26 protein-coding genes are annotated in these 21,666 nt (G+C 52.5%); 13 read left to right on the top strand and 13 right to left on the bottom strand.

What is annotated here, in order from left to right:
- Window positions 1-101: 101 nt before the first annotated feature.
- The gene (locus tag Q3A88_RS08685) at window positions 102-500 is read left to right on the top strand and encodes a DUF350 domain-containing protein (RefSeq protein WP_233990573.1); all 399 of its coding nucleotides are present in this window, start codon (window positions 102-104) and stop codon (window positions 498-500) included.
- A gap of 63 nt (window positions 501-563) precedes the next feature.
- Here the strand turns inward: Q3A88_RS08685 and bsmA are convergent, their stop codons facing one another.
- Window positions 564-872: a biofilm peroxide resistance protein BsmA gene (gene bsmA, locus Q3A88_RS08680; RefSeq protein WP_317177739.1), complete on the bottom strand. Its 309-nt coding sequence runs from the start codon at window positions 870-872 to the stop codon at window positions 564-566.
- A 106-nt stretch (window positions 873-978) separates the two neighbouring features.
- Here bsmA and Q3A88_RS08675 point away from each other — a divergent pair, with 106 nt between their 5' ends.
- Window positions 979-1,431: a hypothetical protein gene (locus Q3A88_RS08675; RefSeq protein WP_317177738.1), complete on the top strand. Its 453-nt coding sequence runs from the start codon at window positions 979-981 to the stop codon at window positions 1,429-1,431.
- Window positions 1,432-1,461: 30 nt separating this feature from the next.
- Here Q3A88_RS08675 and prfH read toward each other — a convergent pair whose 3' ends face one another.
- From prfH to Q3A88_RS08660, 3 genes are all read right to left on the bottom strand, one after another.
- The gene (gene prfH / locus Q3A88_RS08670) at window positions 1,462-2,085 is read right to left on the bottom strand and encodes a peptide chain release factor H (protein ID WP_039502029.1); all 624 of its coding nucleotides are present in this window, start codon (window positions 2,083-2,085) and stop codon (window positions 1,462-1,464) included.
- Entirely contained in the window at window positions 2,082-3,203 is a 1,122-nt protein-coding gene (locus Q3A88_RS08665; RefSeq protein ID WP_010279059.1) for an RNA ligase RtcB family protein, read from the bottom strand. The genes prfH and Q3A88_RS08665 overlap by 4 nt, the downstream gene beginning before the upstream one ends.
- Window positions 3,204-3,563: 360 nt before the next feature.
- Window positions 3,564-5,504 (bottom strand): methyl-accepting chemotaxis protein, encoded by a 1,941-nt coding sequence (locus Q3A88_RS08660; protein WP_110162472.1) that lies wholly within the window; start codon window positions 5,502-5,504, stop codon window positions 3,564-3,566.
- 294 nt (window positions 5,505-5,798) lie between these two features.
- On the opposite strand from Q3A88_RS08660, the gene yjfP reads away from it, so the two are divergent.
- The 6 genes from yjfP to Q3A88_RS08630 all read left to right on the top strand — a co-directional run bounded on the left by yjfP (window position 5,799) and on the right by Q3A88_RS08630 (window position 8,669).
- Window positions 5,799-6,551, top strand: coding sequence for an esterase (yjfP, locus tag Q3A88_RS08655; protein ID WP_233990571.1), 753 nt, complete (start codon window positions 5,799-5,801; stop codon window positions 6,549-6,551).
- Between the two features lie 181 nt (window positions 6,552-6,732).
- Entirely contained in the window at window positions 6,733-7,125 is a 393-nt protein-coding gene (rpsF, locus tag Q3A88_RS08650) for a 30S ribosomal protein S6 (protein WP_005974793.1), read from the top strand.
- A gap of 5 nt (window positions 7,126-7,130) precedes the next feature.
- The gene (priB, locus tag Q3A88_RS08645; protein ID WP_015841576.1) at window positions 7,131-7,451 is read left to right on the top strand and encodes a primosomal replication protein N; all 321 of its coding nucleotides are present in this window, start codon (window positions 7,131-7,133) and stop codon (window positions 7,449-7,451) included.
- Window positions 7,452-7,455: 4 nt separating this feature from the next.
- On the top strand, window positions 7,456-7,683 hold the full coding sequence (gene rpsR, locus Q3A88_RS08640) for a 30S ribosomal protein S18 (RefSeq protein WP_005974788.1): 228 nt from the start codon (window positions 7,456-7,458) through the stop codon (window positions 7,681-7,683).
- Window positions 7,684-7,724: 41 nt separating this feature from the next.
- On the top strand, window positions 7,725-8,177 hold the full coding sequence (gene rplI / locus Q3A88_RS08635; protein ID WP_010279043.1) for a 50S ribosomal protein L9: 453 nt from the start codon (window positions 7,725-7,727) through the stop codon (window positions 8,175-8,177).
- Window positions 8,178-8,306: 129 nt separating this feature from the next.
- The gene (locus Q3A88_RS08630) at window positions 8,307-8,669 is read left to right on the top strand and encodes a DUF488 domain-containing protein (protein WP_110162474.1); all 363 of its coding nucleotides are present in this window, start codon (window positions 8,307-8,309) and stop codon (window positions 8,667-8,669) included.
- On the opposite strand, the gene Q3A88_RS08625 is transcribed toward Q3A88_RS08630, so the two are convergent.
- Window positions 8,666-9,379, bottom strand: a complete 714-nt coding sequence (locus tag Q3A88_RS08625; protein WP_233990567.1) for a LysM-like peptidoglycan-binding domain-containing protein — start codon at window positions 9,377-9,379, stop codon at window positions 8,666-8,668. The genes Q3A88_RS08630 and Q3A88_RS08625 overlap by 4 nt on opposite strands.
- 219 nt (window positions 9,380-9,598) lie before the next feature.
- Window positions 9,599-9,733, bottom strand: coding sequence for a hypothetical protein (locus Q3A88_RS08620; RefSeq protein WP_010279037.1), 135 nt, complete (start codon window positions 9,731-9,733; stop codon window positions 9,599-9,601).
- A gap of 2 nt (window positions 9,734-9,735) precedes the next feature.
- Between Q3A88_RS08620 and fklB the strand changes: the two genes are divergently transcribed.
- Entirely contained in the window at window positions 9,736-10,356 is a 621-nt protein-coding gene (gene fklB, locus Q3A88_RS08615; RefSeq protein ID WP_010279036.1) for an FKBP-type peptidyl-prolyl cis-trans isomerase, read from the top strand.
- A 91-nt stretch (window positions 10,357-10,447) separates the two neighbouring features.
- On the opposite strand, the gene ytfE is transcribed toward fklB, so the two are convergent.
- Window positions 10,448-11,113 (bottom strand): iron-sulfur cluster repair protein YtfE, encoded by a 666-nt coding sequence (gene ytfE / locus Q3A88_RS08610; RefSeq protein WP_010279034.1) that lies wholly within the window; start codon window positions 11,111-11,113, stop codon window positions 10,448-10,450.
- A 101-nt stretch (window positions 11,114-11,214) separates the two neighbouring features.
- Window positions 11,215-12,882 (bottom strand): indolepyruvate decarboxylase, encoded by a 1,668-nt coding sequence (gene ipdC, locus Q3A88_RS08605; RefSeq protein WP_317177737.1) that lies wholly within the window; start codon window positions 12,880-12,882, stop codon window positions 11,215-11,217.
- 299 nt (window positions 12,883-13,181) lie between these two features.
- Between ipdC and Q3A88_RS08600 the strand changes: the two genes are divergently transcribed.
- The gene (locus Q3A88_RS08600) at window positions 13,182-13,604 is read left to right on the top strand and encodes a DUF2502 domain-containing protein (RefSeq protein WP_039526616.1); all 423 of its coding nucleotides are present in this window, start codon (window positions 13,182-13,184) and stop codon (window positions 13,602-13,604) included.
- A 71-nt stretch (window positions 13,605-13,675) separates the two neighbouring features.
- On the opposite strand, the gene Q3A88_RS08595 is transcribed toward Q3A88_RS08600, so the two are convergent.
- Complete coding sequence (locus Q3A88_RS08595; RefSeq protein ID WP_317177736.1) at window positions 13,676-14,230, bottom strand: flavodoxin family protein; 555 nt, start codon at window positions 14,228-14,230, stop codon at window positions 13,676-13,678.
- 315 nt (window positions 14,231-14,545) lie between these two features.
- Between Q3A88_RS08595 and Q3A88_RS08590 the strand changes: the two genes are divergently transcribed.
- Window positions 14,546-14,929, top strand: coding sequence for a winged helix-turn-helix transcriptional regulator (locus Q3A88_RS08590; protein WP_014916518.1), 384 nt, complete (start codon window positions 14,546-14,548; stop codon window positions 14,927-14,929).
- A 50-nt stretch (window positions 14,930-14,979) separates the two neighbouring features.
- Here the strand turns inward: Q3A88_RS08590 and Q3A88_RS08585 are convergent, their stop codons facing one another.
- Entirely contained in the window at window positions 14,980-16,932 is a 1,953-nt protein-coding gene (locus tag Q3A88_RS08585) for a bifunctional 2',3'-cyclic-nucleotide 2'-phosphodiesterase/3'-nucleotidase (RefSeq protein WP_110162478.1), read from the bottom strand.
- Window positions 16,933-17,136: 204 nt separating this feature from the next.
- Between Q3A88_RS08585 and cysQ the strand changes: the two genes are divergently transcribed.
- Window positions 17,137-17,877 (top strand): 3'(2'),5'-bisphosphate nucleotidase CysQ, encoded by a 741-nt coding sequence (gene cysQ / locus Q3A88_RS08580; RefSeq protein ID WP_317177735.1) that lies wholly within the window; start codon window positions 17,137-17,139, stop codon window positions 17,875-17,877.
- 19 nt (window positions 17,878-17,896) lie between these two features.
- On the opposite strand, the gene Q3A88_RS08575 is transcribed toward cysQ, so the two are convergent.
- Window positions 17,897-18,466 (bottom strand): YtfJ family protein, encoded by a 570-nt coding sequence (locus Q3A88_RS08575; protein ID WP_317177734.1) that lies wholly within the window; start codon window positions 18,464-18,466, stop codon window positions 17,897-17,899.
- Between the two features lie 347 nt (window positions 18,467-18,813).
- On the opposite strand from Q3A88_RS08575, the gene Q3A88_RS08570 reads away from it, so the two are divergent.
- Window positions 18,814-19,020, top strand: coding sequence for a DUF1107 domain-containing protein (locus tag Q3A88_RS08570; protein WP_005974755.1), 207 nt, complete (start codon window positions 18,814-18,816; stop codon window positions 19,018-19,020).
- Window positions 19,021-19,079: 59 nt separating this feature from the next.
- On the opposite strand, the gene Q3A88_RS08565 is transcribed toward Q3A88_RS08570, so the two are convergent.
- Window positions 19,080-20,405, bottom strand: coding sequence for a hemolysin family protein (locus Q3A88_RS08565; RefSeq protein WP_110162480.1), 1,326 nt, complete (start codon window positions 20,403-20,405; stop codon window positions 19,080-19,082).
- Window positions 20,406-20,576: 171 nt separating this feature from the next.
- Complete coding sequence (gene msrA / locus Q3A88_RS08560; RefSeq protein ID WP_039465966.1) at window positions 20,577-21,215, bottom strand: peptide-methionine (S)-S-oxide reductase MsrA; 639 nt, start codon at window positions 21,213-21,215, stop codon at window positions 20,577-20,579.
- Window positions 21,216-21,666 lie beyond the last annotated feature (451 nt).

Here is a 21,666-nt window from a genome sequence, read left to right as displayed (position 1 = left end):
ATGTATAAACGCTTTGCTATGCAAGAATCATCTATATTCTTCATGCTTCCTCTTATTTATTACTGATGCGCCAACGGGGCTCATTTAAAAGGAATATCGCTATGCCTATTGTTACGTCGCTACTCGCTTTCGCTTCCTATTTCTTTATCGGGTTTGCCATGGTGCTGGCCTTTCTGTTTATCTACACCCGTGTCACGCCGCATGATGAATGGGCGCTGATTAAAGAAAACAATACTACGGCGGCTATTGGGTTTGGTGGGGCGTTAATTGGCTATGTGATCCCGCTTTCCAGTGCGGCGATTAATTCGGTGAGTCTGGTGGATTACATCACCTGGGGCGCAGTCGCGCTGGTGGTGCAATTGGTGATTTATTTCGCGGTGCGCCTGTATATGCCACGCCTCAGCCAGCATATCCAGAATAATGATGTCGCCACCGGTGCCTTTCTCTGTGCCGCCTCGCTCAGCGGCGGGATTCTGAATGCGGCGTGTATGTCGTATTAATTTGCCGTTGCATGACAATACCGGGAATCCGCCCGGTATTTTTTTACAACCTGCCCCGCCGATTCAGCGATACAGCACGGCGCGCGCGAACCACATGCCGGGGAGCGTGGCAGCCTCGGATTTCATTACAATCACATAATAATGTGCACCAGAGGCATCGGCCTTTTGTTGAAGGGCGCGATCCACGTCATCTGCGTTTCCGCGCATGCTCACCGAAATCGTCCCCATTTTTTCCAGCTTACTGGTTTGCGCGTAGCGAATTTCAAGCGCTTTCTCCGCAGGCGGCGGTGGCGCGACAGGCTTACCTTGTATGATCTGGCAGCCGGACAGCATCAGTATTAGGGGTAAGAAAAGTATCCGCACGATGTTCATCGTTTCAGCCTGACAGGAGTAGATAGCGGAAGTGTAGCGCTATCGTCGGGCCGATGGCATTCTCTTTAACAGGGAAGCTGTTCAATTTTTGGAAGGAGTCTGATCTGTGCGTTGTATCGTTAATGCTGCTTTCTTGCTGTTGTTTACTGGCTGTGCGTATGCCGAACCTTCATTACACGAATTAGATTCGATTTATCAGCAGTGCCGTGAGCGGGGGAAGGATAGCCCTGTCGCGCTGCCGTCTGAAAACGACTGGTTCTGGACGTTAAACAACGATGATAAAGCCACCGCGCTTGTTTATTTGAATGAACAGGCGATGAATCGCTGTACCGGCAGTGAGGTGGATAAACTGGCGATAAAAGCATTCCATTTGGCGGTGGAAGGCGAGCGGGATTTCCTGGATTCGCTCATTGCGGCGCGGACAACGACGTTGAAGCCCTTGCAGCAGCAATGGATAGTCTCGCATCGCGATGAACTTAATCGACTCGGCAAACAGCCGGCTTTACAGGTGCCGTTTAGCTTATCCCAATACTTTAAGGCCATTTCCGAGAAAAAATAACGGGCAGTCGGTGCTGCCCGTGAGTTGAGGTTAGCGCGAGGTGACCAGCGTAAAATCTTCGCCTTTGAAGACTTTTACCGGATTACCGCGTTCTATCTGGTGGTGGAACAGACGCCGCTGTGCCCGTAATTCGGCGTGCTGCTGCTGTTGTAACGCTTCCAGACGATAGGCGATGAGATAACAGGCCAGACGCTTGTTGGCGTGCTGGCTGCGTTCACTCTGTACCTTCACCGTGATACCGCTGGCGACATGGGTGGCGCGGACGGCAGACTCGGTTTTATTCACATGCTGCCCACCGGGACCAGAGGATTTGGTGGCTTCAAAGCGAATCTCGTTATCGGCAAACGCCTGTTCCTGATGAAAGCGTGCGACGCCGATAAACCAGTTTTTGCGTCCGCCACCTTTGCGCCAGGGGCTATTGCACGTCCACTGAAGTGTACCGCACCAACTGGCGGCCAGCGGTTCCGCCTGCTCACCGTTTAACAGAACCAGTGCGGAACGTAGTGTGCCAGCGCGTTTCCCCGCTTCGGTTTCGATAATTTCACAGTCGACGCCTTGCTGCGCGGCATCTCGCGTCAGAGCCTGCAAAGCCTTTGCGGTTGCCAGCATGCATTCGTCCGGCCCCTGCGCGGCGGAGAGTTGAAGCAATATCATTTATCCTCCCCGCGCGTTTTGTAGGTGAGTACCGGTTTCAGGCGAGCAATCAGCGTGATTAACCCCGCTTGCTGCATCGCACCGATCACGCTGTCTATCGGTTTGTAGGCTTCTGGTGCTTCCTGAAAAATCAGTTGCCTGTCCTGACAAATCACGCGGCTACCGAAGCGGGTTCGTGCGAGTTGCTGAACGCTGTAACGTGAAGACAGCCGATCTTTACACTCCGTGCGCATCCACTTCCTGCCCGCGCCATGTGCCAGCGAATACAGGCTATCGGCGTGAGGAATGGGCTGCACGATGTAGCTGTAGTCGCCGCGTGAACCGGGAATGATGACGGGTCCGCAATCGGCGGGTGTCGCGCCTTTGCGGTGCAGCCAGCCAGAAATGCCCTCAATCGTTGCTGATGTCACCAGATTGTGATTCACGTCCAGTGCGGCATCGCCTTCCGTATGCCAACGTTCCAGCATTCGCTGCGCGATCAGTCGCCGATTGTGGGTGGCAAACGTTAGCGCGAACTGGTGCTGTTCCAGATAGGCCTCCGCGGCAGGCGTATTGGCTTCAAGCCCCTGATGGCCGAATTCCCGCACGTGAGCTTCCAGTATGGTTTGCCCTAATCCGCGCGAGCCGCTGTGGACGAGCAACAGCAGCTGTTTAGGATCAATGTGCAAAGCGTGCAGTGCATCGGGTTGATAGATTTCATCAAGCTGCTGTAGTTCCGCAAAATGATTACCGCCGCCGATGGTGCCCAGCGAATAGCGAAAATCCGCCAGCGAAGGGGGAATCTCGATATCGTCTTCCAGTGGCCCATCGATATTACCAAGCCGTTTCTCCAGCTTATCCAGAGAGATTTTGTTGGCGTTCAGGCTCGTGCGCCATAGCGCCATGCCGCAGCCGATATCGTTTCCGACCAGCGCCGGATAGAAACGCTGTTGTGAAAAAAAGGCGGCGCCGATAGGGTAACCTCGGCCCGGATGCAAATCTGGCATGCCGGCCACGCGAACCATATCGGGAAGTTGTGATGTAATGTGAAGCTGTTGGATTGCTTTATCTTCAATCCAGGTATTTTCCGTCGCGATCACACTGACGCGCGCCGAAATAGAGCGAATAGCATTGCCCATAGATCATCCTGCTGATCAATTTAAAAATAGGGTAAGGCAGGCTACAGCTGGGGGATAACGCAAAGCGGAAAAGAATGCGGAATTAGTCCCGAGATGTCCTGCAAAGAATCAGAGTTAGTGTTGTCATGGTGTCGTCTCCTTTGTCAGTGTGGGGGATGGGTGAAAAAAACGTCGGCATAATACGCAAGCGGCGGCCATCGTGCAATACCTGTGACACGATGGCCGCTATACCCGTCATACTTCAAGCTGCAGGTGTGTTGGCTACGTTCAGTTACCCGAATCACTTACCTGAGTAAGCTCATCGGGATGCCTTCTCTTGCCGCCTGCCTGCAACTCGAATTATTTAGGGTATGTGGAATGTTAAATACGGAATACGCTAACCAGCTCGCTGAGGTGGTGGCCTTTCTGGCGCAGGCTCTGCGCGGTGTCTTCCGAATTGTTGACCAGAATGGCGTTTTCCTGTGTTGCCTGACCAATCTGTACAATCGCGATGTTCACCTGGCTGATACCGGCGGACTGTTCGCGTGAGGCGATATCGATATCGTTCACAATGGTGCTGACTTGCAAGATGCGGTTACGCAAGTCGTCCATTACCGCCTGCGTTTTTTCTGAGAAATGATAACCCGCTTCGATTTTCTCCAGTGATTCATCAATCAGGGTTTCAATCTCTTTCACTGCGGTAGAACTACGCTGTGCCAGCGCCCGTACTTCAGCAGCAACCACGGCGAAACCTCTGCCGTGTTCACCTGCGCGAGCGGCTTCTACTGCGGCATTCAGTGCCAGAATATTGGTCTGGAAAGCGATAGATTCGATCACCGTCGTGATATCAGCAATCCGCTGTGATGAGTTCTTGATGTCGCTCATCGTAGAAACGGAGTCGGTGACAGTCTGGCTGCCGTTTCGTGCTGCGGCGGCGCTCTGCTCTGCCAGATCTTTGGCGGCGGAGACGTTATCAGCGTTCTGCTTCACGCTGGCGGAGAGTTGCTCCATGCTGGCCGACGTCTCTTCGACGCTACTGGCCTGACGGGCAATCTGCTCACTGATGTTTTCGCTATCGGCAGCCAGCGCATCGGTGCTGGCACTGATTTCTTCGGATGAATTTCTCACCTGCGACACGATGGTCGTTAGCCCTTGCCCGATGCCGTTAATGGCATCGATCAGGCGGCCAACTTCGTCGCTACGGTTGCTGGAAAGCGTCGCGGTCAGGTTACCGGCAGAAAACTGCTCCGCCACTTTGACGATTTCAACCAGCGGCTGGCTCAGCCACTTACGTGTCAGCATGACAAAGAATGCGGCGAACAGCAGAACCAGAATAATGCCGCCGCCCAAAAACAAGTTACGGGTGTGATTAATTTCTGCCATCAGGCTTTCTTTGCTCACCGTGCCTGCAACAATCCAGTTCCACTGCGGAATACTGCGGTACACCATGATTCGGGTTTTCTCTTCGCCCGTCATCGTGTTGTTGTCGTATTCGATCGTACCATTACCGGTTGCCAGCACTTTCTCTAACGCACCTTCTGACCAGTCAGGGCGTTGGTTGGCATTACTTTGGTGGTAAAGATAGTTGCCCGCATCCTTTCCTTTTTTCGTGCTAAGTACAAAGAAATGGCCGGTTTCACCCATTTTCTTGTTCAGGATAGTTTGCTGCATCTCGGTAAATTGCTTCGTGATGTCGACACCGACGAACAGAATACCGATCACCTTGTTTTCACTATCGCGTATCGGTTGATACTGGGTGATGTACTGTTTGCCGAACAGCGTGGCTAACCCACTGTAGGTGTCGCCTTTCATCACGGGCGCATAGGCCGGACTTTCACGATCGAGTTTGGTGCCCATCGCGCGCGATCCATCTTCTTTTTTCAGCGACGTGGTAACGCGCGTAAAATCCTCTCCATCGCGGACAAAAATCGTTGAAATCGCGTGGGTACGGCTCAGAAAATCGTCTGGCACTTCGGTGTTGAGGTTCAATACCGTGTCGCCAGCCTTAAGCGTTGGGTGAGAGGTGTTGCCAAAAGGCGTGCGATTAACGGTATCCAGTGAAAACCGCGTCGGCAGAAAGCTCGCCAGCAGCCGCGTATAGTTGCTAACCTCGGCTTGTAGGCTGGTATCGTACATGTTGATCATGTCGGTGACGCCATTCACCTGGCTCTGCATGTCGTTAAGGGTCAGGGCTTTGAGCTGATTGCCTGCTGATCGGGTGAGGGATAGGGTGAATGCAATGAAAAGTATCGCCACGCTCAGTGAAGCGATGGCGGATAGCTTGATACCCAGGCCCCAGTGTTTAAAAGAAAGTCCCAACATATGTGTGTCTCTTATAATAAAAAAGGTTATTTTTTAGTCTTGCTTCACATGCGTTAACGGCAGTAAGTGAAAAAAAATTAATCACGGAGTGTAAACATTCATTTCAGTTATTGATCTAGATCAATGTGATTTTTTTATTTACATAAATACGCCGATTAAACCAGCACGGAATCAGTGACGACACGGAGATAAAAAAATGGCTATGAGTGGGTTATCGTAGAAGGTCATCCCCTTTCTGCTAAATACGATTTCGCTACATAAGAATAGGCTGACAGAACAGAAAACGAGGGAAATATGGTCGAAATGTCACTGGATAAACTCGGTAGCGGTATTGAAACGATTCACGCGGCCCCAGCGGGAAGGAGAGAGCAGCCCCTTCCGACGATTTTTTTCTTTCATGGTTACACTTCATCAAAAGAGGTGTACTCGTATTTTGGCTATGCGTTGGCTCAGGCTGGATTTCGGGTGATTTTGGCCGATGCGGCCATGCACGGTGCGCGCTATGACGGGGATGACGCACGGCGGCTGCGCCACTTCTGGGATATTCTGCAATCGAATATTGAAGAACTCCCCGGCTATGTGGCGGAATATCGGCAGCGTGGCCTGATTGATGGTGAGCGGATTGGCGTTTGCGGTGCGTCGCTCGGTGGAATGAGTGCGCTTGGGTGTATGGCGCGTTATCCCTGGATTAGCGCGGTGGCGGCGTTTATGGGATCGGGCTATTTCTCTACGCTATCGTCCGCGCTGTTTCCTCCGGTTCCGGCCGATAGTGAGGAAAATCAATCGGTGTTGCAGACGTTAGCGAGCAAACTGGCGGATTATGATGTCACTACGCGTCTGGACGCGCTGTCCGATCGACCGCTGCTGGTGTGGCACGGTGAAGCGGATGATGTCGTGCCGGCGGCAGAAAGCGCTCGTCTTTATCAGGCATTACAGGCGCGCGATAAGCTGGCTAATCTGACGTATTTGACCGAGCCGGGCGTGGGGCATCGCATTACGCCAACGGCGCTGCAGGCGGGGGCTGATTTCTTCCGGCGGACGCTGTAATCCCGTCCCGAACGCTTAAATATCGCCACGCAGAAAACTCCTGTGTTTCTTCCTTGTGTTCTTTAATGTCGGGCACTATACTTACGCGTCATTTTTTCAGCCGCACACATACACGTTCCTTGCCTCCACGGGCCGCGGTTGACCCAGACAGGAGGCTGAATAATCCGTAAGGAGCAATTCGATGCGTCATTACGAAATCGTATTTATGGTTCATCCTGACCAGAGCGAACAGGTTCCGGGCATGATCGAGCGCTACACTGCTACCATCACTGGTGCGCAGGGCACGATCCACCGTCTGGAAGACTGGGGCCGCCGTCAGCTGGCTTACCCGATCAACAAACTGCACAAAGCTCACTACGTTCTGCTGAACGTTGAAGCGCCGCAGGAAGCGATCGATGAGCTGGAAACAAACTTCCGCTTTAACGATGCCGTTATCCGCAGCATGGTTATGCGCGTTAAGCACGCGGTAACTGAAGCATCTCCAATGGTGAAAGCGAAAGACGAACGCCGTGAGCGTCGTGAAGATTTCGCTGAAGCTGGCGATGATGTGGATGCAGGGGATTCTGAAGAGTAATTGTTGTGGTGACGGTGAATCGTCTGGTGTTGTCCGGCACAGTGTGCAAGACGCCCATTCGTAAAGTCAGCCCGTCAGGTATTCCTCACTGTCAGTTTGTGCTTGAGCACCGCTCGACACAGGAGGAGGCCGGATTGAGTCGGCAAGCATGGTGCCGTATGCCCGTGATTGTCAGCGGACTCTCGTCACAAGCAGTTACCCACAGTATAACGGTCGGCACGCAACTTACCGTGCACGGGTTCATTAGCTGCCATCAAGGGCGCAATGGTCTGAGCAAGATAGTGTTACATGCCGAGCAGATTGAATTGATAGATTCTGGAGACTAGCCACATGGCACGTTATTTCCGTCGTCGCAAATTCTGCCGTTTCACCGCGGAAGGCGTTGTAGAGATTGATTACAAAGATATCGCTACGCTGAAAAACTATATCACTGAAAGCGGCAAGATTGTTCCGAGCCGTATCACCGGTACTCGTGCAAAATACCAGCGTCAGCTGGCCCGCGCTATCAAGCGTGCGCGTTACTTGTCTTTGTTGCCGTACACTGACCGTCATCAGTAATCGGCCACTGTCCATTAACGAGACTTTGAGAGGATAAAGTAATGCAAGTTATTCTGCTTGATAAAGTAGCAAACCTGGGCAGCCTGGGTGATCAGGTAAACGTTAAAGCGGGCTATGCTCGTAACTTCCTGGTTCCACAGGGCAAAGCTGTCCCGGCAACCAAGAAAAACGTTGAGTTCTTCGAAGCACGCCGTGCTGAACTGGAAGCCAAACTGGCTGACGTTCTGGCTGCTGCTGAAGCTCGCGCTGCTAAGATCAAAGAACTGGGTAGCGTTACCATCGCGTCTAAAGCAGGCGACGAAGGTAAACTGTTCGGTTCCATCGGTACTCGCGATATCGCTGATGCGGTAACGGCTGCCGGTGTTGACATTGCTAAGAGCGAAGTTCGCCTGCCGAACGGCGTTCTGCGTACTCTGGGTGAGCACGAAGTGAGCTTCCAGGTACACAGCGATGTCTTTGCTGAACTGAATGTTGTTGTTGTTGCTGAAGCGTAATTCACGTTTATTGTTGAATTAACTCTTTAGTTAACATGTGAAACGCTGGCCTTGTGCCAGCGTTTTGCATTTTAGGGATCGGGAAATGATCTATCATTACCTATACCTAAAAAGCAGGCCGGAGGCCGCATGTCTGACTTGATTCATCTCACCCGTGTTTATGACGCGCACGCCCCTTTCTCTCCCCACACTTTTCTGATTGACCGTCTTTGGCCGCGTGGCATCAGCAAAGCGCGTCTGGAGAGCGTTGAGTGGTTTAAAGACATCGCGCCGGGCAGCGAGTTGCGGAAATGGTTTCACGCCGAACCTGAACGCTGGGCGGAATTTGTGGATTATTATCGTAATGAGTTAGCGCAGGGCTCGGCGTGCGGCAGGCTGTTGGCGTTACTTGAAGAGAAGCAGGCAATCACGCTGCTTTATGGCAGCAAAGACGCGCAGCACAACCATGCTATCGTCCTGCGCGATTTTCTATTGGAACGGCTAGCTCGTTAGCGAGTGCGAGTAAAAGCACCGTCCGCACCGCGGGTGAACCGAATCGTCTGGTTCGCCGTAGTTTCGATCTCCAGCTCGGCGACCATACCTTGTGCATTCAGCTGTAATTTGACTGCCTGACCTGCCCGTAAATTGCTGAGCGGTTTATCCCGGCCTTCCACCTGAGCCATCGCGAACACATCGCTGACGGGCAGATTGTTATCGCGAAAGAGCTGTGCCAGCGTTTGCCCAGAGGCGATCTCATACTGTCGCCACGGTGCTGATGACTGTGTTGGAGGCTCGGTAGCCGCAGGTTGCTGCTGGGGTATGGAAGGCTGGTTTTCAATAATCACGGCCTGCATCGCCGCCTGATTGTCTGCCTGCGTAAGAGGCACGGGCGTGGTACGGGCAGGCTGCGGATGTTGGGCGCTGTAAGGCCAGAGCAGCACGACGAGCAGCAGTGCGATAGCGATTAAAATCCCGCGGCGATGGAAGAACGGCAACGGTTCCATCCAGTGATAACCGTCGGGCAGATGCCAGACTTTCTGTAGCATGACACCAAGACGCTCGCGCAGGGAAGGAGATGGCAGCTGTTCATGCTCTTCGCGTTCTCCGTCGTTTTCTACGGCTACAGCATGTGAGGGCTGCCGCTGGATGATTCGCTGGCAGAAGCGTACTAGCGTTTGATAATCCCAGGTGGTTTTCCGCTTCCTGGGCGCAATTCTGCCCATGGTGACCTCTCTTACTACAGTTCAGTATAAAAACAATCAGTATAAAAATGATGTCACTAACAACGCTATGCCTGTCACTAAGCTATACCAGTAGCCACGCGACGTCGGCATAAAAACAGTATCAGGATAATAACGCAATCCAGTATACCGATAATCCACATGGGCTGACCAGTTAACGCGTTGATGATTAAGGCAACCCGTGCGATAGCAACATCAGAACTACCAGTATAGGCCAGCTTCCCGGAATGGCTTGGCTGGCGTGCGGTTAACGTGATTACCTGCACACAGGATTTTACCCCAATCCCCGTCGCTGTTATGCTGCGCTTTCAGTTTTTTACAGATTAAAAGGAACATCCATGACAACTCCTTCTTTTGATAGCGTCGAAGCGCAGGCAAGTTACGGCATCGGCTTACAGGTTGGTCAACAGTTACAGGAATCAGGTCTTGAAGGCCTGATCCCAGAAGCTCTGCTTGCTGGTTTACGTGACGCGCTGGAAGGTAATGCGCCTGCGGTGCCTGTGGATGTGGTTCATCGTGCGCTGCGTGAAATTCACGAGCGTGCTGATGCGGTACGTCGCGATCGCCAACAGGTGCTGGCGGTAGAAGGTCAGCAGTTCCTGGCCGAAAACGCGCAGAAAGAAGGCGTGAACAGCACGGAATCGGGTCTGCAATTCCGCGTGTTGACGCAGGGTGAAGGTTCAATCCCGGCTCGTCAGGATCGCGTACGTGTGCATTACACCGGTCGTCTGATTGACGGCAGCGTGTTCGACAGCTCCGTCCAGCGTGGTCAACCTGCTGAATTCCCAGTAAGCGGCGTGATTCCAGGCTGGATTGAAGCGCTGACGCTGATGCCAGTTGGTTCCAAGTGGGAACTCTATATTCCGCACAATCTGGCGTATGGCGAACGTGGCGCGGGTGCTTCCATTCCGCCGTTTAGCGCGCTGATTTTTGAAGTGGAACTGCTGGAAATTCTGTAATCTCCAGACAAAAGAAAGGCGCTCACTGAGCGCCTTTCTTGTTTCTACTTAATTGTTTTTAATTACTTTATTTTTATTAAAACGACATTATTTACTCACCGCGCAGCGCGCGTGGGAACAGCAAATTGTTTTCCAGATGGATGTGTTCCATCAGGTCGGTAATGAACTCGTTGATACCGGAGTACAGCGCACGCCAGGTGTTGCAGGCACCTTCCGGTGGTACAACGCCGTTGGTCAGTTCTTTGACCACTTCCACATCACGTCCAGCGTCATCGTGCTCATGCTCCATCACTGAAATCGGTGCGGCAGCATTCGCGCCCATTCCCTGACTGATCATCGGGAAGAGGATGCGTTCTTCTTTCATCATATGCTGAGACAGCTCGTTATAGATGGCGGTCAACTGATTTGCGAGGCCGTGTGGGCAATCGGCTTTATCGTGATGTACGCGCTCGACTTTTTCTGCCATCAGAATCAGCTCTGGCAGCTGTTCGCGGTGGCGATCGTGAAAGCGAGGGATGATGTACGCGATAATGTCGGCCAGCGGTGCTTCACGCCAGTCGCGCGCGTCAGAAGGCTGCGCGGCCAGTTTTTCTAACTGTGCTTCCAGCTCGTCGATATTGAGATCTTTTTTGCCCGCCGCGCGGCTGAGCGTTTGCTTTCCGCCGCAGCAGAAGTCCAGATTGAGTTCACGAAAGAGTTTGGTTGCGCGCGGAATAGCGATAGCCAACTCACCCAGGGATTGATCGCGGTATGCCATGATGATGCCTCTCAACGAATGCAGTTTATAAATTGCATTTTAAATACATCTTTAATCATTGAATATACCGCTTACGAGGTAGGCGGTAAAAGTATGCCGTTCTACTGCACGGTATTGCGGGTCTCAAGTGACTGCGTGATGGTGTGTAAGAGCGCGGGAATATCCATTCTCGGCAATACCACCTCAATGAGCGAGAAGCGAGACGCGGCGTTCACCTGCTCAAGTACCTGCGCGAGGGCAACGGGTGAACACACCTGTTTGCAGAGTATCTCGTTTTCATCCGCGCCCAGCGCAGCGGGAAGCTGCGTCCAGTTCCAGGCCGCGATATCGTTGTAGCGCTGTTCTGGGCCGTGGATGGCGCGTTCGACCGTATAGCCTTCGTTATTCAGTACCACAATGACCATGTTCAAGCGATCCCGAATAATAGAGCCAAGCTCCTGTACGGTGAGCTGCAGCGATCCGTCGCCGATCAACAGCACCACGCGCCGTTCTGGTTCGGCGATTTGTGCGCCGAATGCGGCTGGCAGAGAATAGCCTATAGATCCCCACAGCGGCTGGACGATGAAGTGGCAGTGGCTCGGTAACCGGAGCGCTGCGGCACCAAAGCAGGAGGTGCCCTGGTCGGTCACGAGAATATCGCCAGAGCGGAGGAAACGCTGCATCTGTTGCCACAACTCCCGCTGATTGAGCGTGTCTGTGTGCTCTGATGGCGGTAAGGCCGGCGGCGTAATGGTGCGGTGATCCCAACGGGGCGCGAGTGTCGCGGTGATTTTTTCCAGCGCGGTGATAGCGTCTGACATTGGAATAGCGGGGAACACCTGACTGCCGACGCGCGCCAGCGTGGGCTGGATATCGATGTTTTTTTCGCTGGGAATCTGGTGGCTGAAGCCAGTGGTAATCGTATCGGTGTAGCGTACGCCAATGCTGATGATGACATCTGCGTCTTCGATGTGTGCCCGGATCGCTTCGTGACTGCCGCCACCCGCGTAGGTGCCGGTAAAGCTGCGATGCTGTTCGTTTAACGTGCCTTTCCCCATCAGTAAAGTAGAGTGGGGGAGCGGCGTTTTATCGAGCCAGCGTTGGATTTGCTCTGCAACGCCAACGCGCTGAGCCAGAAAATCTGCCAATAATGAGACCGATTTTGCCTCACTCAGCATCGCTGTGGCGGCGCTAACAAAGGCTTGCAGTGACTCATCAGAGCGTAATGGTTCAGGGATAACGAGCGAGTACGGCCGTGTTCCTGCTGGTGCGGCAGCCACGTCCAAGGGCAGAAACAGATATACCGGCTTGTGTTGAGCAAGCGCTTCTCCAATGACCCTGTCGATCTCTGTGGTGGCGTTCTCGACGGTGAGGCTGGCTTGGGCAACGGTGACTTCTGCCGCCATGCGGGAAAAGTGGCTAAAGTCGCCGTCGCCTAATGTGTGATGGAGTAATTCACCGTTGTGTTGTGACGCGAGACTGGGTGCAGCGGCGATGTGAATGACGGGCAGGCATTCTGCGTAGCTGCCTGCAATACCGTTAATCGCGCTTAGTTCGCCGACACCGAAGGTGGTAAGCAGGGCCGCCGCCGGACGGCATCGCGCATAGCCATCGGCGGCGTAAGCGGCGTTTAACTCGTTCGCGCAGCCCACCCAGGCGATCTTCGGGTGCCTGATAACATGATCGAGAAAATGCAGGTTGTAATCGCCTGGCACCCCGAAGAGATGCTGAATACCAATCTGTGTCAGACGATCCAGTAAATAATCGCCCACCGTATAGTTTTCGCTCATCGCTGCTTCCTCTATGAATGATGGATATTCTGAAAGTAAGTATTGGCGCTGAGGTGAATATTTCTAATATTTATTCCCTATGGTTAATCTTTAATTCGGCATTTACTGGTACTTGAGTGGATTTTTAGTATTAAATTTATTAATGAATTAATAGGGTACTGATGAGTAGCGTGCAGTGGCATTAGCGAAACGTTAAGAATGGTAAAATTAGGAAAATAAGTATTTATCTGATAGTGGCGTAGGGGAATTCCCCGTATATCTCTGTCAGGCCGCAGTCGCGGTGAGCAAGGAGTTACCCTATGTTTAAGCCACTCGTCATCAGTGCCCTGTTTGTGGGAATGTTTGCGGTCATGCCAGCGCCAGAGGCTAAGGGTGCCAGCATCGATCTGATGCCCGGCGTCACGTTGAATATCGGCGAGCGTGACAGACGAGGTAATTACTGGGATGGCTATGACTGGCGCAGCGAGCGCTGGTGGCAGGAGCACCGGGGTTACCATCGTGGTGAACGTAATCAGCACGGTTACTATTGGGATGGCTGGCGCTGGCGCGATGCCCGCTGGTGGCGTGAGAGCCAGCGCGACAGGCGCGATTATGATAATCGCCGCTTTGATCCCCCTCGCTACGTTGACGATCGCGGGCCGCGTCGCGGTGATTGGGACAGACGCGGGCATGAGCGGGGGAATGGGTACTATCGCAATGGGCGGGGATCGTTTCGCGACTAGCGGATAAAAAAAGCGCCGCGAAAGGGCGGCGCTTGTGCATTGGATAATGGTACGTAGAGTGTGTTGCTGAACTAGTTAGCCAGTTTTGCGGCGATGTCAGCAATGCGCTGGCCGTACAGCTTACCGGTCGCCAGATCGCCCGCGACCACTTCATCTACGCTGGCGTCAGACGGTGTCTGTGCCAGCAGACCGACAGAACCACCGAGGTTATTCAAATCATCGCGTTTTGCCGCTTTGGCATTGGAAGGCAGTTGATTCAGGCTGACCCAAATACCGCCGTGCTGTGAAGCCAGCGTTTGCAGATAAATCAGCGTGACCTGCTTGTCACCGTTCAGGCTGGCGCTGTTAGTAAAGCCGCCAAACACTTTGTTGCTCCAGCTGCGGGAGAACCAGGCTTTAGAGCTGGCGTCTGCGAATTTCTTGAACTGCCAGGTTGGGCCACCCATGTAGGTCGGTGTACCGAAAATAATGGCGTCAGCAGCGGCGAGTTGCTCCCACTCGGCATCGCTGATATTTCCTTCCGTATCGATGGCAATCAGCTCGGCGTTAGCGCCTTCGGCTACGGCAGTAGCCAAACGCTGGGTGTGGCCGTAGCCTGAATGATAAATAACGACTGCTTTTGACATAACCTATCCTCATTTCTCTGTGTTTATCAACGATACGCCGTGGCCTTGTCATGTAGCCTGCGAGTGATACGTGCTTTCTAATGGATACTAACTTTATAATGCGAGGACTATATCGGAGCCTCGTGGTTCTGTTAAGACAGCACTTTTAAGTGAGTTGGTATCTTCAAGGTAACCATACCCGTCATACTTCAAGCTGCTTGTGCGTTGGTCGCCCTTACTCACCCCAGTCACTTACTTGTGTAAGCTCCGGGGGATTCGTGCGGTTGCCGCCTTCACGCAACTCGAATTATTTAGGGTACAGATGGAAATGCGATAATGAGCAAACGCTATGATGTTTATGCGCAAAACTGCCCGACCCGCATGATTTTGGATCGCGTGGGGGATAAGTGGACGTTGCTGATTCTGAATATTCTGGTTGAACGACCGATGCGCTTTAATCAGTTAAAACGCGATGTGGAAGGGATTTCACAAAAGGTCCTGTCGCAAACGCTGAAGAATCTGGTACGTGACGGTTTTGTCGAACGAACGGTTTTCCCAACCATTCCGGTGACAGTGGAATACGCTTCAACCGTAATGGGAAAAACGCTGGCTAAGCCAATTGCCGAGCTTACCTATTGGGCGGAGCAGAATATGGATAACGTGCTGTTATCACAAAAGAAGTTTGATGCGTCAGCAAATAATGCGGTTGAGCCGCTGTAAAACTCCCGTTCAGGCTCCCACCGAAGCAGGAGCCTGTCGATGACAACGCTTTATTTAGCGTGTTGCAGGTCAAGGCGATAAACGGCAAAGCCCGTTTCGTCATTGCCGACGGACGTCATCGGGTACTGGGCTTTCTCTTTGATAAACGCCGTGGCTTTCTCAGACGGTGACGTCTCAAAACGGATATCCAGCGGCGTATCGCTGACGATAGGTGCCAGACGCCAGTTGTTATCTGCCTGCGGCTTCACTTCTCCCGATTTTTGCGTTTCCGCACTGATGTAGGCCGCCAGAACGGAGCGGTTTTCATCCGGCGAGGCGAAGGCCACATACTTCTCACCCGTACCGGCAAATTTCTCACCGTAGGCGCGATAGTTATTGGTGGCGATCAGGAAGGTCGCTTTGGGATCGATCGGTTTGCCGTTAAACGTCAGCCCTTTGATACGGTGCGCCTTATCGTTAATTAACGCGCATTCGCTGTCATAGCGGGCAGGCTGCGTCACATCAATCTGATAATTGACGCCATCGATCACGTCGAAGTTATAGGTGCGGAAGCCGTCCCAGTTCAGCAGAGATTGCGGCTCGCTCTTGCTTGGATCGATTTGTTTGAACTGACCCGCAGAGCATTCCAGCCACTCCTGTACCTGCTGCCCGTTAACTTTCACCACCACCAGCGTATTCGGGTAGAGATACAGATCGGCAGCGTTACGGAAGGTGAGCTGGCCTTTTTCCACTTCGACATAGCTGGCAGGATCGTTTTTACGTCCACCGGCTTTAAACGGTGCAGCGGCTGAAAGCACCGGCAGATCGGCCAGATCGGGATCGCCCTGAATAAAGTGTTCCACATAGGCGCGCTGAGCATTGTTGACGATCTGCACCGTAGGATCGTCCTGAATCAGCGACAGGTAGCTGTACATGTTGTCTGCGGATTTACCAATCGGTTTGCTGACAAATTCGCGCGTATTCTGGTGCGCATCGGACAGCACTTTCACCAGCTTGTCGTCTTCTGCCGCCAGTGATTTCTTCTGCGCTTTGTCATAGATCGGTCTGGCTTCCGCTTTCGCCTGTTCTACCTTCCATGTGCCGCTGTCGTTATTCAGCGTGAAATCGACGACGCCGAGGTGGTCACCCCATTGCCCCGGCATTACAGCAGGCACGCCGTTGAGTGTGCCCTGTTTGATGTCAGCGCCCTTGATGTTCGCAAAGTCATTGCTGGGGAAAACCGCGTGAGCATGGCCGAACATGATCGCGTCGACCCCGGGAATTTGGCTGAGGTAGTAAACAGAGTTTTCCGCCATCGCTTTATACGGTTCGGCAGAAAGGCCGGAATGAGGGATAACAATCACCAGATCGGCACCTTGCTTACGCATTTCAGGCACCCACTTTTTGGCACTCTCCGTGATGTCTTCTACGGTGACTTTTCCCGTCAGATTGGCTTTATCCCACACCATGACCTGCGGCGGGACAAAGCCAATATAGCCGATGTGCAGGGTATGCTGTTTGCCGTCGCGATCCGTAACCGATTTGTTTTCAATGTGGTAAGGCGTAAATAGCGGCTTGCCCGTTTTGGCATCCAGCACGTTGGCGTTCACATAAGGGAATTTCGCGCCGGACAGCGCCTTGTGCAGATAGTCCAGGCCATAGTTGAATTCGTGGTTACCGATATTGCCGACGGAATAATCCAGCGTGTTCATCGCTTGATAAACCGGGTGCACGTCGCCCGCTTTCAGCCCTTTCGCGGCCATGTAATCGCCTAACGGGCTGCCCTGGATCAAATCGCCGTTGTCCACCAGCACGCTGTTGGTGGCCTGCTCGCGCGCGGCGTGAATCAGGCTGGCGGTACGCACCAGACCAAATTTATCGGTTGGCGTATCCTTGTAGTAATCGAAGTCCATCATATTGCTGTGCAGATCGGTGGTTTCCAATACCCGTAGATCAACAGTAGCGGCATGAACGGTCGTGGCGACCAGCGTAGCAAGCAGGCTGAGTGCCAGTGAATGCTTCATTGCGTAACTCCTTGTGAGGTAATTGTCGACGCGTGAGGCGATCGGGGGTGTCTTTCATATCATGATGAAGTTAAAGTGATTATCGTCTCTAAATGCTGAGGATGACATCAATAATGGCAATAATCGTAGATTGCCTCACAGATGTATAATGAATGACAGAGATGAAGTCTGCGTTACGTGTAACCGATAACGACGAGGTCGATCATGTTAGAAACTGTTTGCCAACTAGCTCGCGATGCTGGTGCTGCGATTATGCAGGTTTACGAAGGGCAACATCCTGTCGATGTTGCGCATAAGAAAGATGACTCACCGGTGACGGCTGCCGACCTTGCGGCGCATCGCGTTATTAAGGACGGGCTGGCTGCGGCGTATCCTGACATTCCTTTGCTGTCAGAGGAAGATCCGCCGGAGTGGGAAATCCGTCGGCACTGGCAGCGCTATTGGTTGGTCGATCCGCTGGACGGCACCAAAGAGTTCCTGAGTCGTAACGGTGAGTTTACGGTGAATATTGCGCTGATCGAGAACGGTCAGGCCGTGCTGGGCGTGGTGTATGTGCCGGTCACGGGCGTGATGTATTCTGCGGCGGACAGCAAAGCCTGGAAAGAAGAGAGCGGCCAGCGTCGGCAAATTACGGTGAAGCAGGCGCATCCGCCGCTGGTGGTGGTCAGCCGTTCTCATGCCGATAGTGAACTGAAAGATTATCTTAGCCAATTGGGTGAGCACCAGACGGTGGCGATTGGGTCATCGCTAAAATTTTGTCTGGTGGCGGAAGGCGAAGCGCAGCTTTACCCGCGCTTCGGGCCGACCAACATTTGGGATACGGCGGCGGGCCATGCGGTGGCGGTGGCTGCCGGGGCGCAGATTCACGATTGGCAAGGGCGTTCGCTGTCCTATACGCCGCGTGAATCCTTCCTCAACCCCGGTTTTCGCGTCTCTTTATTTTAATCAGCTAGATCCGGGTTCGTTATTTCTCTTCCAGCAACTGACGCAGCAGGGACATCACCTGCTGCACTTCCTGTCTGCTCAATGCGCCATCCTTCACGAAACGAATTTTTCCTTGTTTATCCAGCACCGCGATAGCTGAGCTTTGTGGTTGTAGCTGCCAGGTCTTCCGTACGTTGCCGTTACTGTCGACAATGAATTGCGACCACGGGAAGGCTTTCTTGTTGTCCTCAAGGCTACTGCGCACAAACATGCTGGTGCCGATGATGGCATCGTCGGTATTCACGATTGTCGTCGTTTGGTAATAATCATGCGGTAGGTTAGCGGCCTTCAGTGCGGAGATGAGCGGATCGTTCATCTCTTTGGCTGAGGTGCGGCCAGCGATATGTTGTATCACCCGTACTTTTCCGGGCAATTGCGCACTGTTCCAGTTTTTATAACTAAACTGATTATTAAGGTACTGAAGTTCTCCTCTGTCTGCGACGCCGACGGGGGGAACCAATTGGTTGAGTACCAGCGTATGGGCTAAGGCTGGGAGCCCCAGCAGAGGCGTGATAGAGAGCGCGAGGAGCAGGTGGCGTATTTTTATCATGGTATGTCCTTCAGTGTGGGGCCCGATGCGATGGCAATGAGGGAAAATATCGGGCTATGGAATAAGCGTAGATTCAGGAAACTGGTCTGTCCTGCTTCCGCGATAAAACGGTTTGTGCCCGAGTGCACAAAACCCTTATTTTTGAAGGTTTATACTGATGACTAGGGGTTTCCTTAAACACTACTCTGTAAAAATCTGTAAAAGCAGTTAAGAATACTGAATAGTGGGGAACTAAATGCCGTTTTACAGTACTAATTAGCAGTATCCGTTATCTCATTAGCGCTCCAGAACCTCAGCCATGTTGGCGAAAGGGAGAGCGTAAAAAAATAAAACGGGAGAGTAAAACGATGAGGATCTTCGAACGTTACAATCCTTTGAAAGTCGCCAAGTATGTGAAAACCCTGTTTCGTGGGCGGCTGTACATAAAAGGGGTTGGTGCTTTTGAGTTCGACTACGGCAAAATTCTACTGCCAAAGAAACAGGATAAGCAGCATCTTCTGGTGATGTCCGAAGTGAATCGCCAGGTCATCCGGCTTCAGGCTGAGATGGGATGAGTGATAAAGAAACGGCCCGTAGAGGGCCGTTCTGGTTTGTTGAATATGTCTTCTGGCGGTTAATCGTCGCTATCAATCTTCACGCTTGATGAGACAATCGGGCGGTCTTCCAGACGCGTCACCAGCAGCTGATCGATCTTGTAGCTGTCGATATCCACCACTTCAAATTTATAGCCTGAGAAGCGCACCGCATCGGTACGTTTCGGGATTTTCCGCAGCGTATACATCATGAAGCCGCCAATGGTTTCGTAGTTGCCGGAATGCGGGAAATCATCAATATTCAGCGCGCGCATCACGTCTTCTATTGGCGTACCGCCTTCAACCAGCCACGAATTCTCATCGCGCGCGACAATCTGCTCTTCCATTCCCTGACCGACGAGATCGCCCATCAGCGTGGTCATCACGTCGTTAAGGGTGATGATGCCGACGATCAGTGCATATTCGTTCAGAATAACGGCAAAGTCTTCGCCCGCGGTTTTAAAGCTTTCTAACGCTTCGGACAGCGTCAGCGTATCCGGTACGATCAGCGCCGGACGAATCTGCACGCCGCTGCTTAGCGTCAGGCTCTGGTTTCCCAACACCCGGATCAGCAGGTCTTTGGAATCCACGTAGCCGACGATCTGATCAATCGTGCCATCGCAAACCAGAAACTTGGAGTGCGGCTGCTGGGCGATCTTTTCCTTAATGCTGTCTTCCTGCTCGCGCAGATCGAAATAGACCACGCTTTCGCGTGAGGTCATTGACGACGGTACGGTACGGGATTCAAGCTCAAACACGTTCTCGATGAGTTCATGTTCCTGCTTACGCAGTACGCCAGCCAGCGCACCAGCTTCTACCACGGCATAAATATCATCGGACGTGATGTCATCTTTACGCACCATCGGCAGCTTAAGCAGGCGGAAAATGACGTTAGCCAGGCCGTTAAAGATCCAAACCAGCGGACGGAAGAGGAACAGGCAGAAGCGCATGGGGTTGATTATGCGGACCGCGACGGTTTCCGGCGCAATCATACCAATGCGTTTCGGGGTGAGATCGCCAAACAGGATAAACAGGCTGGTGACGAGTATGAATGAGCAGATGAAGCTGACTTTATCTGCGGCTTCGGGTGACATGAAGCGTTCAAACAGCATGGAAAACGTCGGGGAAAATGCCGCATCGCCGATGATACCGGCCAGAATCGCGACGGCGTTGACACCAATTTGAATTACGGTAAAGAAGATGCCTGGTGTTTCCTGAAACTTGAGCACCAGATCGGCGTTGAGATTTCCCTCATCGGCCATCAGTTTGAGTTTAATTTTACGGGACGCCGCCAGCGAAATCTCAGAAATCGAGAAAAACGCACTGATGGCAATAAGGAAAAGAATCAGTAATAGACTGTTTAACATAGTTTTTACTTTAGGTAAGTTTTCGCATGAGCCGAGATTGACGCAGCGATCCTCAGAAAGGTGAACACATAAAAGTGAACACGTTATGATCATTATTGAAGGTCAAAACCGGGCGAGGATTAGCCCGGTTTGAGCGCATTATAGCAGGAGCGGTGAAATTACCGCCAGTGGTCAACGCTGAGGCGGAAGACAGACGCCGATACCGCCTAATCCACAGTAGCCGTTCGGGTTTTTGTACAGGTATTGCTGGTGCTCGTCTTCCGCATAATAGAACGGACCCGCAGGCTCGATTTCTGTGCTGATGGCGCGGCCGTCACCGTTTTCCCTCATTGCTTGCTGAAAGCGTTGAAGGCTTTCCTGTGCTGCTTTTTCCTGCTCGGGCGTGAGCGTATAGATAGCGGAACGATACTGGCTGCCGATATCGCCACCCTGACGCATGCCCTGCGCGGGGTCGTGATTTTCCCAGAATAGTTGTAGCAGTTGTTCGTAGTCGATCACCGCGGGATCGAAAACGACACGCACCGCTTCGGCATGATCGGTTTGCCCGCTGCACACTTCACGGTAGGTCGGGTTGGGCGTGTAACCGCCAATGTAACCCGCCGCCGTGCTGTAGATCCCCGGCTGTTGCCAGAACAAACGCTCCGCGCCCCAGAAGCAGCCCATCGCAAAAATCGCCACGGACATCGAGTCTGGTACATGCGTCATGGAATGTTCATGAACGACATGCAGTCTGGCGACGGGCATGGGAGTGGAGCGCCCCGGTAAAGCATCGGATTGCGTAATCCGCTGCGTTTTATCAATTGAATTCATCACGTTGTTAACTCCAGCTAGACTGGGTAAATAACCCGCTTTCATGGAAAGCATAACCAAGAAGCGTTGGGCTGTCTTTATATCTTCATGGTGTTTAATGTTAAGGTAATGTTTATCTGTAATGCCGCATATTGATGTTTGTAGGTGAAAATCTATTCTTAAGATGGAAAATTAGTATTTATCACTAATATCATGCAAAGTTGGTAGGAGATTTCGGCGCTGTGTGGCGGATTGTCAGGTAAGCGTACAGCGACGGCCGTCAATGCGGCGGGCGAAGTGATAAAAGCCATGCTATAGGTTTTAGGCGACAGACCGATTTATCAGGGAGCTCAGTGACTATTTTCATCTCAACGAAAAGTTTCATTGGAAAAAAAAGCGTTACCGGGCAAAAAGGCATAGCAGGACAAAAAAATAGCTTTGCTGGCTGTGGTGCGCCGCGATACCGGGTTCT

The organism is Pectobacterium sp. HCp5_1, from assembly GCF_032905925.1.
GTDB lineage: Bacteria > Pseudomonadota > Gammaproteobacteria > Enterobacterales > Enterobacteriaceae > Pectobacterium > Pectobacterium brasiliense_A.
The sequence above is the reverse complement of the archived record's forward strand: the minus strand, read 5'-3'. Positions and strand labels throughout refer to the sequence as shown.

What these genes read in the sequence shown, in the direction of transcription:
- rpsR (WP_005974788.1), top strand. Translation starts at nt 7,456, where the DNA reads ATGGCACGTTATTTCCGTCGTCGCAAATTCTGCCGTTTCACCGCGGAA.
- Q3A88_RS08585 (WP_110162478.1), bottom strand. Translation starts at nt 16,932, where the DNA reads ATGAAGCATTCACTGGCACTCAGCCTGCTTGCTACGCTGGTCGCCACG.
- Q3A88_RS08565 (WP_110162480.1), bottom strand. Translation starts at nt 20,405, where the DNA reads ATGTTAAACAGTCTATTACTGATTCTTTTCCTTATTGCCATCAGTGCG.
- ytfE (WP_010279034.1), bottom strand. Translation starts at nt 11,113, where the DNA reads ATGGCATACCGCGATCAATCCCTGGGTGAGTTGGCTATCGCTATTCCG.
- Q3A88_RS08570 (WP_005974755.1), top strand. Translation starts at nt 18,814, where the DNA reads ATGAGGATCTTCGAACGTTACAATCCTTTGAAAGTCGCCAAGTATGTG.
- Q3A88_RS08620 (WP_010279037.1), bottom strand. Translation starts at nt 9,733, where the DNA reads ATGTTCCTTTTAATCTGTAAAAAACTGAAAGCGCAGCATAACAGCGAC.
- Q3A88_RS08575 (WP_317177734.1), bottom strand. Translation starts at nt 18,466, where the DNA reads ATGATAAAAATACGCCACCTGCTCCTCGCGCTCTCTATCACGCCTCTG.
- Q3A88_RS08600 (WP_039526616.1), top strand. Translation starts at nt 13,182, where the DNA reads ATGTTTAAGCCACTCGTCATCAGTGCCCTGTTTGTGGGAATGTTTGCG.
- msrA (WP_039465966.1), bottom strand. Translation starts at nt 21,215, where the DNA reads ATGAATTCAATTGATAAAACGCAGCGGATTACGCAATCCGATGCTTTA.
- Q3A88_RS08685 (WP_233990573.1), top strand. Translation starts at nt 102, where the DNA reads ATGCCTATTGTTACGTCGCTACTCGCTTTCGCTTCCTATTTCTTTATC.
- Q3A88_RS08665 (WP_010279059.1), bottom strand. Translation starts at nt 3,203, where the DNA reads ATGGGCAATGCTATTCGCTCTATTTCGGCGCGCGTCAGTGTGATCGCG.
- ipdC (WP_317177737.1), bottom strand. Translation starts at nt 12,882, where the DNA reads ATGAGCGAAAACTATACGGTGGGCGATTATTTACTGGATCGTCTGACA.
- prfH (WP_039502029.1), bottom strand. Translation starts at nt 2,085, where the DNA reads ATGATATTGCTTCAACTCTCCGCCGCGCAGGGGCCGGACGAATGCATG.
- fklB (WP_010279036.1), top strand. Translation starts at nt 9,736, where the DNA reads ATGACAACTCCTTCTTTTGATAGCGTCGAAGCGCAGGCAAGTTACGGC.
- Q3A88_RS08630 (WP_110162474.1), top strand. Translation starts at nt 8,307, where the DNA reads ATGTCTGACTTGATTCATCTCACCCGTGTTTATGACGCGCACGCCCCT.
- Q3A88_RS08595 (WP_317177736.1), bottom strand. Translation starts at nt 14,230, where the DNA reads ATGTCAAAAGCAGTCGTTATTTATCATTCAGGCTACGGCCACACCCAG.
- Q3A88_RS08590 (WP_014916518.1), top strand. Translation starts at nt 14,546, where the DNA reads ATGAGCAAACGCTATGATGTTTATGCGCAAAACTGCCCGACCCGCATG.
- bsmA (WP_317177739.1), bottom strand. Translation starts at nt 872, where the DNA reads ATGAACATCGTGCGGATACTTTTCTTACCCCTAATACTGATGCTGTCC.
- rpsF (WP_005974793.1), top strand. Translation starts at nt 6,733, where the DNA reads ATGCGTCATTACGAAATCGTATTTATGGTTCATCCTGACCAGAGCGAA.
- cysQ (WP_317177735.1), top strand. Translation starts at nt 17,137, where the DNA reads ATGTTAGAAACTGTTTGCCAACTAGCTCGCGATGCTGGTGCTGCGATT.
- yjfP (WP_233990571.1), top strand. Translation starts at nt 5,799, where the DNA reads ATGGTCGAAATGTCACTGGATAAACTCGGTAGCGGTATTGAAACGATT.
- Q3A88_RS08660 (WP_110162472.1), bottom strand. Translation starts at nt 5,504, where the DNA reads ATGTTGGGACTTTCTTTTAAACACTGGGGCCTGGGTATCAAGCTATCC.
- Q3A88_RS08625 (WP_233990567.1), bottom strand. Translation starts at nt 9,379, where the DNA reads ATGGGCAGAATTGCGCCCAGGAAGCGGAAAACCACCTGGGATTATCAA.
- rplI (WP_010279043.1), top strand. Translation starts at nt 7,725, where the DNA reads ATGCAAGTTATTCTGCTTGATAAAGTAGCAAACCTGGGCAGCCTGGGT.